Raw genomic sequence first — 19,677 nt, 5'->3', positions numbered from 1 at the left:
CAACGTTTAGTTTCTCGCTCATAAAAAGCCAGATGAGACCGTTAAAGTAACAAATTAGCAACATGACCGTTAGCAAGCCGTTACCCCTTTGACAACAAGGAGAGAAGTTTTACAATCCTTTACTAAGTGTTACTGTACCCAGACTCTATCCTCATGACGATTGGCGATTTGTGAGGACGGGGGGGGGCACTTCAAAAGAGCCTTTTGATCTGGTGATTTGAAGGTGAGAGACGGAGACGCTGAAGCGAGAGCGGATAACAGGATTATTGAAGGTATGGCAATGAGCGAATATAAGCAAAATCATCATAATTCTGAGAAGACAGATGGTGGCGTGCAAGTGGATGCGCGGCAGAACACAGGCCGCCCCGCCGCGGTCGATAGCGGGGCCCATTGGCGCACGCGGGTGCCTGCCAACGCGACGGCGGCGGTGCGCCTGGCCGAGGGGCATCCGCCCGTGAACCTTTTCACCACCAAGACCTGGGTGCGGGTGCTCTCGGTGCTGCTCTCGCTGTTGCTGGCCTTCACCATGTTCGATGCGACGGCGCTCGTTTCCTATGCCGATGAGCTGCCCGGCGACGAGGTGCCCGCGACCGATGACGGCGGGGCAGATGATGCGGAAGAGGCGGGCCGCCAGGCGGCTTTGGCCTGGGCCTCCAGCGTTCAGTCCCAAGATCTCGATCCCGATGCCCTGGAAGCCCTGCTTCCCGAAGGGCTGGTGGAGCCGACCGAAGTGCTTCCCCAGGTGACCGTGGCCACCGAGTGGGGCGACTCCGAGGAGGCCCAGCAGGCTGCCGAGGAGGCGGCCATCGCGGCGCGGCTGCGCCCGAACCTCGTGGCCTCCGGGGCGCCCTTCAGTGCCGAGGCGGGCTTCTATGTGAAGGGCCGTCGCGTACAGGCCGCCTTTGAGCTGGGCGATCTGGGCAAGAGCTTGGAAGGTGGCTACCTGGCTGGTTCTAAGCCCGGCGACCGTTTCGTCTTCACCCTGGAAGCTCCCTATCTGTATACCGATGATGCGGGAGCCGTGGCCACGACCTATGCCGAGGAGGAATGGCGCTTGCGCCATGCCCTGGCCGATCAGGCCGATCGTGTGACGGCTGGGGCCGAGGATGCCGCCGCTACGCTGGACGAGGCGCGGGCCGCGGCGGCCGAGGCCGCCCTCGATGCCGAGGCCGCTGCGGGCGCCATGCGGGCGGCCGTGTTCGCCGAGGCCCTGCCTGAGGGATGGTCGCTGTGGCAGGAGCACTACGGGATGTACCGCGCCGTGACCGACGAGGAGCTGGCTGCGGGTGTGTCGGGCAAGCTCGTGCTGCGCTACGACGGCAACGACGGCAAGCTGGATGCGGCGACGGAGCTGCCCTCCCTTGAGTTCGGTCTCGTCGGCGGAGTGCCCGAAGGCACTCCCGTATCCATATACTATGGATACGAACTCCATTCCTTCACCGCTGCGCCCGATGACGCTGAAGACGCCGAGGGCGCCCAGCCCGAGCCCCAGTACGACGATGTGAAGCGCGGGGCAGTGGGAACCTATGCCCTCACCAACGAGCGCAGCAGCATCGCAGCGAACCTGAGCGCAGAAGTGGTGCGGGCCGAGATGCCCCGCACCAGCGATGTCTCCGGTGCCGGCTATCTGGCCCATCTCGTGCGCTACGAGGTGCCCGAGGATGCGCCTGCGGTGCGGGCCTGCGCCCTGGGGGCGTTCTACCCCTCCGACAGCGCCGGCCGCGGCGGTTTGGGCCTTGAGACCCTTATGGCCTACCGGGTTGATGACGAGGGCAATGCCGTGGCGAACCGGATAAACGGCGTCGTGAACACGGCCGATGAGGTGCGCGAGGCGGAGCGTTTCGTGGGCGTGCCCGGCGAAGACGGCCTCATCGTGCTGGATGTGACCGACCTGTCCGAAGAAGAGCTGGCGAGCCTCAACCCCATGAAGGCCTCGTCCCTGGAGGCCCTGGGCTTGGCCCCGGTGCCCTACGCCGTTACCGAGGACGGTCGTGTGCAGCTGTCCCGCACCGGCGAGGACGGCGCGATCGCCCCCGGCGAGAGCCGCACGCTGTACGTGGCTGCCCCCTTCCATGAGGCGACGGTGACCTTTGCCGAGGGGGCGCGGGAGTCCTTCCCGGTCACGGCGGTGTTCGACGTGCAGGTGGCGGCGGTCGGCGACGGGGTCGATGGGGTGTATTCCCAGTGCCTCACCACCGAGACGCCCTTTGCCGCCACGGCCATGGGCGACGGCTTCCTCACCGATGAGCAGTCTGAGGCGGCCAACCAGACCAGTGGCGCCATTGTGCCCACGGCCCCCGAGCTGGTGGTGCCCGAGCCCGATAAGGACGCCGAGGCCGATGACCCCTCATCCGCGCCGGCCCCCGAGCCCGAAGCCCCGGTGATCGCGAAGGATCCCGACGACGGCGATGCTCCCGAGAACTATCGGGAGCGCCCGGATCTGGCTCCGCGCCAGCTGCTCTCGGCCTTCACCGGCTCCACCTATCTGACGCGCACCATGCTGGAATCGCCGGGCATCCGCCCCTTCGCCAGCGAGACCGTGGAGCGTCTGCCCACGACGTACCTGGATCCGAACCTGCACATCGGCAACGGCACCGCCGTGCCCGGCCAGACCAACACCGTCATGATCAAGACGGGCGACACCATCTATATGACCTTGCAGCCGAACCCCACGTACAAAGACGGCTATCTTGGCCGCTCCGACGGCTACGATATGGCCGATCGTCGCGCGGCCGCGGTCATATTCACCCTGGACATTCCCTATCTGTACTTCGATGCCAAAGGCCCCAAGGAGACTGTGGACCGCGCCGAGTGGGAGAAGGGCCAGCAGATTGCGAACCCGAAGTACCCGAACCAGTTCCAGCGCCTGTCCTACAAGCCCGACTCCGACGCGGTGAACCGCTACGACTTCTCCCAGGACGGCGTGAACTGGTACACGTCCCAGGAAATGACCGATCCCGAGAACGGCCTGATCAAACAGGGCCTGTCGGGGCGCTGGTACCTGCGCTACAAGTCCACCAGCAACGACAAGCAGTATCAGCTGCACAGCGGCGCCCAAACGCTGACCGGCGAGATCAAGTTCGAGGGCTCGGTGCCCGACAACACCGGCGCCACGGCGAAGCTCGGCTATTCCTACAACAACTACACCAACGCCGACGGCACTGAGAAGAGCGCCTCGTGGCCCACGGAGGTGGCGCCGGGCACGGGTCGCGCCCCCGGTGCCGCCAACGTGCTCGTGGCCACCTTCATCCAGACCAACCTGCGCTGGGCTCTGCACAACGAGAGTCTGAACACGCCGGTGCTGTGGAACAAGTACAACTACGCCGTCTACAAGGTGCAGGTGGAGAACACCTCCGATACCCGCGAGTCCGAGATCGACTTCTTGAACTACGTGCTGTTCTTCAAGGCAGGTTCGGCGGCTACCTCGGGCATCCGTCTCCAGGACCTGCTCACCTGGAAGCGCGACGCCAGCGGCGCCTACGTGCCCAACGAGAGCTTCAGCGCCACCGAGAAGGGCGCGAGCTACATTGGCGTGCCCGGCCAGGGCGGCGCCCTCATCTACGACGTGTCCACCCTGACCGATGAGGAGATCGCCTCCATCGATCTGACGGAGTTCTCCAACGTGGACGAGCTGGGTCTCGAAGAGCTGCCCTATGGTACTGGTGGCAAGGAAGGCCAGATCACTGTCGATATCCACGAGGATGACATGCCCTATGGCAAGCACCTCATCTCCCATACGCCCGAGGCCGACAAGACCCTCGAGGGGGCGCCCCGGCCCGAGGACGAGTCCGATGTGCACACGCTGCTCGTGGCCATGCCCTACACGACGAACTACGGCAGCATATCCGGCGGAGTGGAGAAGGCCTACCTGGATGCCTATGCAACGGTGAACTTCGGCAACCGAGGCTACGATGAGGACGGCAACTCCAACGACTACCAGTGGATGAAGAACCTGCGCGTGGATTCGGCGTTCGCCACGCCGACGCGGGACCCATCGCTGACCAAGCTGGCCCAGAACCCGGAGAATGCCGATAACTGGGAGAGCGCCCAAAGCGCGCCCCTTGGTGAGATGGTCACCTACCGCATCGGCAATATGCAGAACAAGGGTAATACGCCGCTGTTCGGCCAAAACCCCGATACGTCCTATGGCGTGGAGCTGTCCGACCAGCTCCCGAGCGGTTTTCAGCTGGCGGGCATTACCATTCGCGTGGACGAGAGCGATGAATCCGAGGTCGTGCGCACCGAGACTCCCGGTGAGCCTGGGGAAGACGGCGAGCCCGGCGAGCCCGTCGTGACCGAGACGCGCAACCCCCAGCTGTCGGACTGGTACGATACGACCGATGGCACCCAGGCCAATGTGACCGAGGGCGGCAGCGCCCAGCAGAAGACCAATGTGGTGCAGTTCCAGACCACGGATATGAGCGGCAAGAACCCCCAGTGGGTCTCGCTGACGCTGCCCCAGAAAGTGGAAGAGGGAACCGGTCCTGACGGGAAGTACGTGCTCTACCGCCTCGGCGACGACGAGCGCGCCAGCCAGGGCATTGCCGAAATGCTCGAGGCCCAGGGTATCGCGGCGGTGCCGGGCCGGCGCTACGAAGCCGGCGCTGCGCCGACCCGCAAGTTCACCGGCCTGTTCCGTGTGCTGTTCAAACATACCTTGCCCCAGCCGGCAGCGGGCGAGTCTACCATGCGCATTGCCAGCTCGGTGGACGTGCACGGCGTTATGATGGAGGCCACATCCGACGGCGCGAACGGCTACTATGACAACAAGGCCGACCTCACCTACGGCGAGCGCTTGTGGACTCCGAGCGGCGTGGGCCCCGATTACGGTTCCTTCTCCCAGCCGAAGAAGACGACCCAGGCGGCCAAGGCCACGTTCCGCCAGGTGCAGACCAATCCGCTGATCACGGCGAAGGTCTTCTCCATGTACGACGGGTCTGGCGCGACCGACTCGGCCATGGAGAAGGAGGCCGACAAGCGCAACGCATTGGTGAACGAGCCCAACGCCGGATGGCGCTTCCGCTTCGGCAACACCTCCGCTTCGCGCATGGCCCCGGCCCTCATCAACATCGGCCCTATCCCCGATGGCTTCAAGTACATCAAGGATCCCGCCACGGGCAATATGGTGCTCGACCCCACCTCGTCGAAGAAGTCGCAGTTCGTAGCCAGCGCGGTGAAGCTGGGCCCTGCCTATATGGGCACCTACGACCCCGATACGAACACCTATGCCGACGATGCCGGGGCCAAGGTGGAGAAGGTCACCCTCACCTATTATGCCACCACGGCTGCCAGCGACGTGACCAAGCGCACGCTGGAGATTCCGGGGAGCAAGCTGCTGGACTACTTCAAGCCCGAAACGAAGAAGAACCCAACGACTGGCGTCATGGAGCGTACGGGCAACTATGTGCTCACCTGCGCAAACTTCAACATCGGGTACCTTTTGAACGTCGATATCGAGCTGGAGCAGTTCACGAATAACAAGACCGTGGACGCCGCTCGGGCCATGGTGGAGATCATCGGCACCCCCGAGAGCGTCGGCGAGCTGACGGTGGCCGCCCGCTTCGGCACCGACTATGAGAATCCGACCGGCAACAAGTCAGTGAGCGGCCAGGCTACGTTGAATTCCATGTTCGTGCCCATCAAGCCCGCCGTGGCTGCTTCCTACGGCTATGTGGACAACACGGGGGCGCGCAAGAGCAACGCCGCCGTACCCTATCGCTGGGGCGACAAGGCCGATGAGATCGCGTACTTCCGCTATGATCTGTCGAACAATTCTCCCTATGACATCAGCAGCTTCGACGTGGATATGGTGATCAACGGCACGAAGCAGGAGGCCCTTTCCGATGAGGCCGGCGCGCCGTCGGTATGGCGGGGCTTTTTGGCCCGGTCCCTTGTGGTGCCTGGCTTCGCCTATGGGGCGGTGCCCGTGTTGGATGCCGATGGCAACCCCACCTACGATGAGACGACCGGAGATCCCATCACGAAGACCTGCTGGCACTACCGTTACGGCGAGATCTCCTCGGTGGATGTGCTGGACGTGCTGAATCCCACGGCCACCATCCTCCATACCGAGGAGGGGCTGCGCCCGAACGCCTCTTACGACATAGCCGCGGCCCTGGATACCCTGGGCGCAGCCGGCGGCACGGTGACTCTCGGCGACGGCGCGACCCTGACCATGGACAGCGCCACGGGCATGCTCACGCTGAATGTGGCCGCCAACGGCTCGGCGGGCGACATCGTTACCGATGGCCTGGTGAGCGGGACGGTTTCCGACGGGGCCACGGAGAAGGCGCCCGTGAAGATGCTGCGCGTGCGCTTCGCGAAGATCAACAAAGGGGCCATTACCTCGGATTCGGGGGCCATTGTGCCCCCGGCGGCCAACACGGCTCCGGTGATGTACGTCTTCGGCCGGGCCGACAGCCACGACAACGTCGCTGTGACCACCGAGGTGCGCGCCTTCGCCACCAAGTCGGCCTACGGGCCCGACATGATGCTGCCCGACGCGGTGCGCCTCGAGGGCAATGTGAACAAGCTGCGGGCCACGGCCAAGATGCAGTTCGGCACCTTTGCCGCCACCCTGGATTGGTCTGCCGTGAAGCCCGCCGGCGTGCGCCCGAATCCGGGCGCGGCCGCTGAGGGCAAGAACGTGGAAGTGGCGAACTTCTCCGATGGCACCGGCTACAACTTCACGGTGCGCAACAACAGCCTGAATCGCGCCGACGATGCCGTGGTGACCATTCGCACCGATCAGGATCTGAGCGGCTTCCTGAAAGATCCCGTGAACGACGTGCGCGGCTTCAAGACCAAGGAAGTCACCTTCGGCGAGGAGCTCTTCAACTTCGGTTCCACGGTGCGCAAGGACAACACCGTGGGTGCCACCGACAACAGCTCGCTGGAGAACGTCACGTTCTACTTCCGCCGCGTTGTGGAGACCGGCTCGGGCGCTTCCGCGTCCTACGAGACGGTTTCAGACGGCACCTTCGCCGACCAGGGCTATTCGGTGCGCTACGACCGCGACGAGCTGTTGGCGATGTTGGAGGCGGCCAAAGCGGCCGATAGCGCGGCCACGGGCTTCTCTGTGGATGTGACCTCGGACAATCCAGATTTCGCCGCCCTGCATTTCCTCTTCGACCGGCCCCTGGCCGCCGGAGGGACCGCAACGGAGAAGCGCGATTTCTACTTGGAGCGCATCGAGATCCGCTACAGCGAGATCGACCCCTACGTGAGCGCCGACAAGCAATTCGCCGTGAAACTGCGGGGTCAGGCGAATTCCTGGTACAACAATGTGAGCAGCGACGGCGCCGGCCAGTTCGCCAAGGTGAACGCCCAGGCCAAGGTGGATGTCACGGCCAAGTTGGACAACCCTGGCGAGAAGGGCAAGGCCGATGCGTTCCTGAAGGTGTACTTCCCGGCCATGGCAGTGCACACCTTCGGCCAGTACGGCACCACCTTCAACAAGTACATGAACCACCACACCTTCGCCGACGCGGCCAACTGCTCCGATGGTTCCTTCACGCGCACTGGCGTGCCCTATGACCGCGATTTCAAGATGTGGGCGAACCTGACCAACGAGCATGCGACTTCCACCCTCGACGACGTGGACGTGACCGTTGACCTGCAGATGAACTATGAGAAGGTCTTGCAGCTGGACGCCAACGACAAGCACAAGGATGGCGGCACGGTGTCTGACTACACCGGCTTCCACACCACGAAGGTGACGGTCAACCACGAGCTGTTCGACACCTTCCGCCATGGCACGGTGGGCGCCATCACGTTCACGGGCCGCAAAGAGGGGGCCGGGGCCGACGCAGCCGCGGCCGTGTCGTGGACCATCCGCCCCGACGGGGTCTACCGAGCCCTGGATCGTGCGGTCGTTCCCGCCGCCGATGCCCTGCCCGACCATTTCGAGGACGCGACGGATGCGACCCAAACCTACGAGTTCACGGCCGAGGGCGACCTGGTCATCACCGAGGAGATGCTGCGGAATCACGGTATTGAGAACCTGACCCAGGTGAAGCTCGTCTCTTGGCAGGATATGGCCGAGGACGCCGCGCCTGGTGCCAACAACACCACCGCCCCCGCGACGGTCAGCTGGGATGATGGCCAAAACATCGTGTTCGACGGCTTCGCCGACCATAACTTCGATACGGAACGCCTGTTCAGCGCTCGGACAGAAAACTACCTCTTGAAGCTGCGTGGCGATGCCATGATTCCCGGCATGAAGAACACGCCGGTCACGCGCACCGACCGTTCCTGGATCTATATGTCGAAGATGTACTTCGACACGCTGAACCGCGCCGGCCTCTACGACTCCAACGCCGGTGGCGTCGCGAGCGCCCCCACCAACGGCAACCGCTTCTCCCAGTACAGCTGGGGCTCGTGGGACAGCTGCCATATCGCCCACAACGACTCCTATGCCTCCGATGCCGAGCGCAACTTCGCCCTGGACGTGGGCTATAAGTCCCAGGTGTCGCTGCTGGCCGACTTTCGCCAGGTGAACACCCAGTACAACGAGTACGGTCCGGAGCGCACCTGCCATACAGAGCAGGGGCCCTGGACTTCCTACAACTTCAGCGGCCGCAACCTCTACTGGGTGGGTGCGGAAACCTACAATTCTGGCATGGTCTTGCATATGGTGCAGGATCTGAAGGATCCCTCCCAGTACTTCGATGCCTATTACCTGAAGATTCGCCGTCAGGCCGCTGAGTACGTGGACAACCTAAAGATCACCTACTCTGACGGCAAGACCCTGACGCTGACGGGCGACGAGATCAAGCGGCAGCTGGCGGGCACGGCTGCCGACGCGGTGCAGAGCGACTACGACGGCGCGAAGTACTTCCGCCTTAATCTGCTGGCCCGCGATGGGGCCGGCGAGCCCGAGGCCAGCTTCGGTACGGGGGCCGATCGCAGCGACTCCTACCGCGATCCGGTTGACGACTATTACCTGCAGAATCTCACCCGTCCCGGGGCCCCGCGCTTCACGGTGACGCGCATCGAGTACGACATCCGCATCAACCAGAACCAGTACGCCTCGGGCGACAATCGCTACGTCACCGGCGACTGGACCGAGAGCGACAGCGACGTCACCACCCTGAACCAGCCCGACTATGGCAAGTGGTTCGGCAAAGTGAACAACAGCTATGCCGACATCGTGAACCAGATGTCCTTCGAAGTGAACGGCCGCATGTACGCCGAGACCCCTACGGGTGGCATGAACATGTACACCGACGTGACCCTGGAAGTGGGCGGCACGAATTCCGGCAACGACCGTCCGGGCCACCAGGCTATCGTGCGTTCCGACACCAAGGACTCCCGGGCCAATACCAGCGGCAGCGAGAACAAGAACCAGCAGGCCGATAAGAACCGCTTCTGCAGCGCGTGGTCCTATCAGGACTACCATCGCACCGGCAACTACTGGCACCATTACGACGGCGTGGCCTATATGCGCCACCTGCGCAGCCGCACCAACGTGGTGGCCCGCAACGACGGCAACTACACGATGCAGGGCATCAATTGGAACGGCAAGGACGCCACGCGGTTGGGCGATACGGCCGATGCGTGGAATTCAAACCCCTACAATATGACCGAGCACGGCCTGTTCGGCGGCGATACGAACTTCGCCATCGCCTTCTATCGCCAAACGATTTACCGGGGCATTTACTCGGGCGACGCCAGCTACTCCAGCACGTGGGGCAACGACCAGTACTACCCCAACGACTGGGGCTGGAACTACACCTCCTTCACGGATAAGGTGAAGCTGACCGATCGTTTGCCCTGGTGCCAGCCTGACGACGACCTGTCCTTCTACGGGTTCTTGTCCACGGGCCTGCACTTCCAAAACGGCGTGCTCGACCACCTGCGCGACTACGAAGATGCCACCATCACCTTCACTACGCGCCAGTGGAAGGCCTCCGACGAGTTGAACGACGAGGGCTTCACGATCTACGAGGAGGACGCCGCCGGCGCCCATACCTACCAGGTGCGCCGCGATGGCGTCTACGACATTACCGGCGGCAAGGACGATCGCGTGGGAGATCTCGGCATCGATCACCTGACCCGAGGCAAGGCAGACGTGGCCTATCTGGAGTTCGCCCGCCCCGGCGAGGATTCCCATAGCGCCATCGTGGACCTGAAGAAGACCGGCGATGTGGTGGCGCTGCCCCTGGCCACCAACGAGTTCGTGACCAGCTACGAGATTGACCTGGGTCCCTACTCCGGCAACGGCGACATCACCGCCGAGGGCGCCGGCCATAACGTGGATCGGGATGCCAACGAGGGTACCGTGGACATCCAGCTGCTCGGCCGGCCCTACATATATAAGGGGCAGAAGCATCCGGCGTTCAAGGGCGCGGCCCATGACAGCTGCGGCGACAAGAAGGACGCCCTCAACTACGCCTATGCCTGGGGCTACAGCTTCGCCAAGCTGGGCACCTCCAAGGGTGACAACGCGCCCTTCAATCAGAGTCTGTCCCTGAACAGCGACGGCACCCATCCCGGGGCGAGCAACTGGAAGAGCAGCTCGAACGCCAGCGTGACCCATCGCAACGAGGACACGGCCTACTTCCTCGGCTACCTCATCCCCTTCGGTTACAATTCCCGTCTCTCCCTGGAGGCCAACGGCACGGACCATCCCTCTATGGCCGATTACGGCGATGACAACTTGACGCCGAACGTGGCCACCTTCGAGGCTCGCTTCTGGAACAACATCGACAAGGACGAGGCCAAAGACGACGAGAACCGCGTGGCCCATATCAGCGCGGTCACGCTGAACAGCCACTGGTCCCCGTGGTTCACCGGGAACAACAACGGGGATCCGAATCCCGATGGCATCCGTTTGCAGAAGGTGTACGTGCCGGCCCAGTTCGTGCCCGCCGCCGTGGCCGGCAACGACGGCTTCACCGCCCGTGACGACGACTGGTTCCAGGCCGACGGCTTCCAGTTCACCGTTTACAACACCACGACCCAGACCACCTCGGCCCCCGTGACCCTCAGCTGGGCAGACCTGGTGAACCTGGGGCTTTTGTCGGGCACCGTGGCCGGCGCGGGCACCGCTCAGACGTTCACGGGCGATCCGCGCATCGGCGAGGGCCGCTACGGCGGTTGCTACGTCATCGATGTGGAGAAGTACCTGCGCATGACCGAGGCGAAGCGCGCGCTGAAGGCGGACAACCCCGCCATCACCACCGCAGAGCTGTTTGCGGCCCTGGCGGCCGACTACGACGTGAACCTGGCCGGCTACGACTTCGCCACGGCGGGTCTGACGGAGGCCGCCGCCCAGCAACAGGTGGTGGACGCCGTGCGCGACGGCATCGTAGGCTACTACACCGCCGTGCAGAAGACCAATACGCTGCCCGGCTCTGGCTGGGCGGCCGACCAGACAGTGAACCGCACCTACGCCGCGCCCTATGTGACCAGCGTCCAGTTCACCTTCTCCTCGCCCAATGCCACACGCGAGCGCCCCGAGACCATGCTCGATTCCGGTCAGGTGCTCGGCGCCAACCGCAACGCGAGCAAGGCCAACTACCGCGAGCACAGCGACGGCGCGATCTACTACAACGACAACGACGCGGACAACGCCACCGTGCCGGGGGCGGCCAATAGCGACAACTTCGCCTTCGCCTATGACGGCGTGTACGCCGACCGTCCCGTGGAGGACTTCCGCACCGCCCGCGCCACGGGCACCGATCTGGCCGCCGGCAAATGGAACTATTGGAGCACGCCCACCTTCGACAAGCAGGGCAACGCCTTCGGCGGCATGCACATGAATGAGCACCTGACGGTGTCGAACGTGGTGACTCGCGATCCGAACAAGAAGAGCCTCACCAAGCGCGAGGCCAACGATCGGGGCTACGACCTGTTCCACCGTCTGGGCTCGCTGGTCACCGACATGCAGCGCGGCAAGAAGGTGGAGATGAACGGGACGACCCAGTCCATCTTCGCCTACGACTTCGACGACCGCTCGGTGTCCTCGCCCGTGAGCTACGACCCCGCCGCAACCCAGGGCGGCAACGGCAACGGCATTCCCAACGGCGATCTGTACGCCGGCGATTACGTGGAGTACCGCCTCTACGTGGGAGCCGGCTCGGGGGACATCGGCACCGATCGGGGCACGCTGCAGGGAAGCCACAGCGGCACCTTCAGCCAGAAGGCCCTCCCTCTTGAGCACGTGGACGCCCGCTTCGAGGTGCCCCGTGGCCAGCGCATCGTCGGCTGGGAAGTGGAGAAGACCAAGACCGGTGCGCGGTGGGCCGACAACAACACCACGGGCCACGGAGTGACGGCCGAGCTGTCGGCTGCCGACGGCACGGACGCGGTGGCCGTCGATGAGCAAACGGATCTCTCGAAGGCCACGGTGGACGGTGCCTCGCGCACCTTCGGTGACGGGCCGAATGCCACCGAGCAGTACGACGGCAATCGCGTGCTGCGCCTTTCGGTGGGTCAGGCCTACGAAGCCGATGAGGACAACGGCAACGCCACGAGCCAGATTCAGCCGGGCCAGGGCGTTTGGGTCCGCGTCATTACCCAGGTGACCGACGAGCTGGAAGAGGATCCGGCCTACAACGACGAGGCCAACGGATCCGATGGCTCGGATCATCCGAGCTACCGCGGCCAGCACCTCCAGGCGAACTTCTACGCCACGGCCGCGCCCCTGCACGGCTTTGCCCAGTATCGGGTGACGAACAACAGCGGCACCGGCTCCCGCAACAACGCCGGACAACCCTACGGCTCCGATGCCGCCGAGCTGGGGCATATCACCGGCGCCCATACCGTGGCCGCCGGGGGCCAGACGACGGACAACTGCGGTTCGACGGATATGGCCGGCGCTCGCGATGCCTCGCTGCTGCGCTATTCCTGGTCCTGCGGCGCCCCGGCGGCAGGGGCCGAAGACGGTTCCACGACGGACTTGGCCTTCGGCGATAAGGAACAGCTGACGGCCCGCAACTACTCGAGCGTGGCCTTCCACCGCCATCGCACCGACCGTATCGACATCACGCCGGAGTATTGGAACCCCGACACCCAGACCCTCGACCCGGTATCCTCTTCCGGGGAGGCGGCCAATGCCGACGGCAACCGCATGCGCCTGCGCATCTCCAACATTCGCAACACCACCTGGCACGAGTCCACGATGACCGTGACCGTGTCCTTCATGCGATCTGTGAACGGTACCGGCATCGTCCAGGGTGCCGACGGCGACGGCACGGCGGGCTTCGACGCCAACGGCAATCCTGCCGGCAAGCGCTACTTCGAGCTGACGCGCAAGCCCACCTATGTGGCTGATGAGACCATCGACGAGCTGGGCTATCCCACTTCCGACGGTTCCCTCGGCCAGGATGTGACCGCCCAGGCCGCTTGGAGTCAGACCACGCCGGCCCAGGTGCTCGGCTTGAGTCACACCTCCTCGGCCGCCGATCGCGCCCAGGCGCTGCTGCCCGACAGCCAGGCGGGCCCCGACCTGGATGACCCGGGCCGCCCCGCCGTGGCCATCGAGTACTACGTGCCCGATTGGAACACCCCGGCCGCATCCCCGGCCGCGGCCTACGATGAGCGAGCCTCCATCACCCCGCTCGCCACGAATGCGGCCAGCGGCGAGGGGGCCTGGGTCACCTATGAGGAGCTGGCGGCCCGCTACGATGTGGGCGGCGACCGTTACGGCCAGGAGGCCACCGACGAGGGCCACACTGCCAACGGCAACCTGTTCCGCGACGTCACCGGTGTGCGCTGGACCTATTACGACGTGCCCGCCGTGGCCCGTGCCAACAACTCCGGCGCTGACGTGGTGGCCTTCCCCCTCGACGATGTGTCGCTGCTCGGCGTAGCCCGCTATCAGGACACGCGCCAGGACAGCACGGCGGTGAGCCATGCCGGCGGCGAGCAGGAAAACCTGTGGAAACCCTACGGCTCGGTGGATGTGGGCTTCACCCATAGCGACAACCAGGCCACGGTTCTCGACTTCGTGGATGTGGCTGCCAGCAACGCCTCGGGCGCGACGGTGCTCGCGGCCAACGATCCCGTGACCCACGACACCCTGCTCACCAAGCAGGATGAGGCCAAGAAGAAGGTCACCACCGTGTGGCGCCGCACGCCGGTCATGCGCTTCCAGTCCCAGGTGTTCCAGACCGAGGCCCAGGCCGCTGCCGCCTACGACCCCGAGGCGGCCCAGAAGACCGGATACGTGGCGGGCGAGCGGTTCTGGTACAAGAACACCCTCAAGAACGTGCCGAAGCGCACCAACGCCGGCATCACCAAGCTGGAGGGAGAGCTGTACAACCCCGTCTTCTACGAGCTCATTCCGACGGAATACCTGAAGAACGAGGCCGGCGGCACCCTCGATGCCCGGTACCTGGCCGATCATCTCCAGGTGAAGTGGCTTGAGAACCGCACCGATATGACCGATCCGAACAATCCGGTCACTGTGAAGGATAAGGACGTCTACAACGCCCGCACCCACGGTATGAAGCTCATCGTCGTCCCCGTGGACAGCTACGAGATGCCGGACTATGGCGGGGCCATGACCTACGACAACGGCTTTTCCAACGTCTTCGGCGGCCATGGCGACTACTTCGCCGATATGGACCCGCGGGCTGCCGGCGTGAGCCGGGACACGAAGTTCACCCTGTTCAAGATCGCCTGGATCGCTGCCGATGAGCCGCTGCCCGCCGGGGCGGCAGAGGTGAAGCGCCCCATGTCGAGCGTGCCGGCGCCGGGTGCGGGGGCGGAATCGGGCTCTATTATCGGCGATAGCCTGGCCTACGACCGTCCCGTCGACCTCGTGCAGGCCGGCTCTACCCGCATGGAGGTGGGCGACGTCATCGAGCTGTACTTCGACGTGTACGCCTCGGTGGACAACCTGCCTCAGGTGTACCAGCGCAACAACATCACAGGCGCTCAGGATTTGACTGGCGGTGGCACGGCGGGCCTCGAGCCGGCTTACTTTCCGCGGGTGGGCGAGTACTATTACGCCGACTGGCATCCGAACTACGGCAGCAACTGGCCGGGTCATGTGAGCCCGCTCGGGGGCACGGGCTCGGGGGCGTGGAACATCGGCGCCAGCTACTATCGCAACTATAATCTGAACACGCCCGGGGCGAGCTACCATATGCAGCATGTGGGCGAGAGCCAGGCCGCCTGGCAGGTCGTCACCAACGACGTGCTCATGGATATGGACTACCTGATGCTGGACTCGGCCTTCTCCGGCGACAAGCCCGAGAACACCGATACCTGGGAGATGTTCGACGGCTCCTATACCTATATTCCCGGCGAGGGCCTGTCCTATGGCCATTACAACGGCTTGGATGTGAACGGCTGGGGCACCAACGGCATGACCCCCTACGAGGACGGCTACCTGCGCACGGCCAACGGCAACGCCGACAGCTACAAGGCGGGCTACTTGTTGGATACCGACATGAAGGTATCCAACAACCGCCAGGTGGTACGCTATACGCCGCGGCCGCGCCAATCGACTAAAGACGAGGCCGCCTCCGAGCTGCCCAACGATGTGCACTACCTGTGGTGGTACTACGGCCACAATGATTTCAATACGGGGTACCAGGCGCAGATTGCCGAGAACGACCTGGAGAACGGCGCCGGCGCCCTGCGCAATGCCGATCGCTATGTGCGCGACTGGTACCACTATGTGACCAAGGCCCGCACCTTCGGCTCTGCATCCCTGGACACCACCCCCGGCACCGACGAGGAGACCGGCGAGGCCATCGAGGTTCCCGCGGGCACGCGCTGGCACTCCTCCACACCGCTCGTGTGGTCGGAGACGCGCCTGCACATGCAGAAGGCGTGGCTCGCCACTTCGAGCCGCTTCATCTCCGGCTCTCTGGCCACCGAGGGCTCTGGCGTATCCAACTATGAGACCCAGCGCTTCTACCAGACCGAGGATACCTATGCGGGCTGGAGGACGGCCAACTACGACTACGCCGACGAGTACCGTCAGGCCCATCGTGGTGTGCTGAGGGGTCAGTACACCACGGCTCTCCAGTACAATCAGGACTTCATCAGCGAGCTGACCGCCTACAACTACGGTGACCGCAACCTGGACGGCGTGGAGTTCACCTACATCATGCCCCGCGGCGTGGAGCCAATGCTCGACGGCTCCATCACCGTAGTGCCCGGGCCGGGCGAGGACTTGGATGCCGACGAGGTATCCTATTCCGGCCAGGTATCCCTCACGGTGAACGCCGAGGGCCTGGAGGATCCCATTATCGTGGACGTGGTGAGCGCCACGGGAACGGTGGTGGTGGAGAACTTCAAGCTGACCCCCAACAAGAAGATGACCCTCGGTGGCGACGACATGGAGCTGCCCCAGGGCGACTACTGGATCGTCGTGAAATCGGTGGGGACCACTCCGGAGGGACTGCCCTTCGAGGAGGGCTCCTACACCTATCGGGTGCTCGTCGACGGCAAAGTGGAGGAGCGCACGACCGCCTTCAAGCCGCTGAGCTTCCATATCGTGGCCCACGATGCCATGGCCGAGAAGAACCCCTCCTTCACGACCGGCGAGAACAATGAGCAGATTCCCACGGGCATCACCGTGGATGTGAGCGGCGCCCTGAAGGGCGAGAAGCGCAAGGTGTACGCCGAGGACGGCCAGCCGGTGCGCCTCACGAAGTTGGAGGGCGTGCCGGGCGAGAACGACGAAGTGGTCACCATCGGCACCAAGACCTACGTGAAGGATCCCAACGGCAAGTACGTGACATGCACCGAGGACGGCCGTTTCGTCGAGATCGATGACTATGATGCCGCTGTGCCCTCTCAGGTGAGCGGCGAGCTGACCCTGAATCGTATCGAGCGGGAGAGCGCGGTCTCCGTGACCGTGAACGCCGAGGGCGCCAGCCCCGACTTCCCTGCCAAGGCCCAGATTGTGGCCATGGAGGAGAAGCGCGAGACTCGTCCGGTGGTGGGCGAGGACGGCGAACCGGTGGTGGGCGAGGACGGCGAGGCCCTGACCGAGGAAGTGGTGACCTACGAGGAGACCGGCGAGGTGGTGGCCGAGGTGGAGATCGTGGCCAACGCGCCGGCGGTCATCGCCACGCTGCCCCGCGGCCACTACGGCCTGAAGTTCACCGCCTCGCCTCAGATGCCCCCCGAGGCGGGCCAGGGCGGCCTGGGCTATACCCTGCCTGCCGAGGTGCAGCACTTCTACGTTGTGGGCCTCGGGGACGCAGTGGAGCTTGAGCCCTATACCCTGGAGCATGTGTGGGACGCCAGCCCCGTCCAGGTGACGGTGGATGCCCCCTACGCCGATGACGATGCCCCCACCTTCGTGATCATTCGCAATGAGAACGGGGATGTCATCGACGGCGCCACCGGTCTGCCGGTGCTGCCCGCCGAAGGCGAGGACGTGGTGGACGAGGAGCCCTATCGCATCGTCGTGGCCCCCCATGGCACGACCCAGCTGCCCACGCCGCTGCCCCGCGGCTCCTACACCGTGTCGCTCGTGCAGGCGCCGGTGGTGTCCTACACCTATACCGTGGTGGAGCAGGACGGCTCCGGTGCGAATGTGCCCATGGAGAAGACGGGCACGTGGGAGTACCGGGCGCCTAAGGATGCCGCGCAGATCGTCGCCGACGGCCATGGCGCCGTCATCGAGGTGCCGCTTCCCTGCGAGCTGGGCGACGCGCCCTCCGTGGTGGCGGGCACCTCCGTGGTTCGCGCCCTCATTGGCGCGGAGGGCGCCGGCGCCGATGCCGAGGCGAAGTACCGCCTGGTGAGCGTTGCCGTCTCCGGCGAGGGTGACGAGGCCGTGGAGAGCGAGTCCACCATCGCCGAGAACCAGACTGTGCGCCTGAACCATCCGGTGCTCCTGCGCAACCTCGAGCCGGGCACCTACCGGCTGTACTTCACCGAGTCTCCGCTGCTGCCCGACGGGGGCACTTTCGCCCTGCCCGCCGAGCCGGTGGAGTTCACCGTGCCCGAGGGCGGCACCCATGTGGATGTGGCCACGACCTTGGAGCGGGGTGCTAACGGCAGCCCGGTGACGGTGACCGTCGGCGCGGCGCCCTCGGGGACTTCCTTCCCGGCTGGTGCCACCTTCACCTTCCATGTGGAAGACAGCGCGGGTAACCGCGTCCCCATCAACGATGCCTCCGGCACCCCTGTCGACGAGCGGACGGCCGGGGTGAGCGAGGAGATGGTCCTCGGAACCCTGGCTGCGGGCGCCTATACCCTGGTCATCGATGAGCAGTCCTGGTCCGGCGCCCCCTATCTGTGGAGCACGGCCCTCGTGGTGAACGGCACGGCGGCCCCGGTGCGCCAGGCCATCGATGTGCGCGCGACTGCCGAGCCCGCCGCGGCCTCCTTCGGCCTGGGCGTTCTGGCGGCCCTGGCCGATGAGGCCGCCTGCGAAGTGGCCCAGGCCGTGGCGCCCCTGGCCGCCCTGGCCGAAGAGGCCCCCGGCGCCAGCGAGGCGCCGGCCGGCGATGGCGCGACGCCGTCTGCGTCGGCTCCTGCCACCGTCACGCCCCAAGGACGCGTGACGGGCAAGCCCTCTGCCTGGGCGGCGCTCTCCTCGGCTCTGGCCGAGCCCGACGCCACCGCGCCGGGTCCCGAGGGCGACGAGGCGTTCCTCGCCTCCCTCACCTCCCTGGAGGAGAGTGTGGGCGCCGAGGTGTCGACGGCCGATCCCACCATGCCCGCCGATGCCTTTACCGCCGATGAGAACGACACGGCCTTCTTCACCATGGCCCGTGCCGGCGAGGAGGGGGTGGCTCCCTCCGAGAGCGAGGTGGACACCACCGACCTGGAGAAGCTGGCTCGGCAGATCAAGCCCAAGGCCTACCTGCTGAAGAAGACCACGACAGTGGCCGGCAACTACTCCCAGGACCCGCAGGTGGGGTCGGAATGGATCGACATTTCCGATCTCATGGAGGTGGAGGTGATCCAGACCCCCACGGCCAAGGCCGACGACGGCGTGACCTACTATGCGCCCGCCTCCCACCAGGATCCCATCCGCTCGACGGTGGATGCCACCACCCATAGCGAGAAGAGCAGCTATACCGCCGTGGCGGCCCAGGACGTGGATGCGGCGGCGGGCACGTCGAACCAGTCCGTAGGCTACCGTGACAGCTCCCAGCCTTGGGTGCTCAAGATCACGGTGAAGCAGGATCTGGCCAAGTGGTACGGCCGCACCATCGACGGCACCGCCACCGACGCGGCCGACCCCGACTACGTCCATGCGGGCCAGGCGGCCAAGTACGTCCGCCTGGCGGAGGAGATCAAGGCGGCCCTGGCCGGTGGCGGCGGTTACCAGATCAAGGTGAACATCCCCTCCCACGTCTTCGGCAACAACGAGAGCGGTGCCTGGTACGACCGCGTGCTCACCCGTCCCTGGGAGCGCACTGAGGCGTCTTCCCCCGAGGCATCTACCTTCACCACGAGCGCCGAGCGGGCGGTGAACTTGTACCGGGAGGGCCAGGACACGGCCGCCGGCGAGGAGCCGAGCCGGTCGAGCGCCTACTATCAGATCTTCGACATCGACCATTACGAGGGCCTGGCCCGCGATCGCACCCGCCATATGCAGCCCTACGGCATGGACTACAAGTACACGCTCCAACGCTACCACCTGCGCAACGGCGAGATGCAGCTAGCCGGCTCCCCCAACATGCCGGCAGTCAACGGCTGGACGGTGCAGAACAATACCGTGCGCACCACCGATGCGGCGAGCACCGG

At 65.0% G+C, this 19,677-nt stretch carries 1 protein-coding gene (cut by a window edge); it reads left to right on the top strand.

Going from position 1 to position 19,677, the window contains the following annotated elements; genetic code table 11:
* Positions 1–280: 280 nt before the first annotated feature.
* Positions 281–19,677, top strand: the 5' portion of a protein-coding gene (locus tag F8D48_RS01285) for a hypothetical protein (RefSeq protein ID WP_151429636.1). 18,442 nt of this gene lie beyond the right edge of the window; 19,397 of the gene's 37,839 nt are visible here — the first part of the coding sequence; the start codon lies at positions 281–283; its stop codon lies beyond the right edge, outside the window.

It is taken from the genome of Adlercreutzia muris (genome assembly GCF_008831045.1).
GTDB lineage: Bacteria > Actinomycetota > Coriobacteriia > Coriobacteriales > Eggerthellaceae > Adlercreutzia > Adlercreutzia muris.
This window is presented reverse-complemented; position numbering and strand designations above follow the sequence as displayed.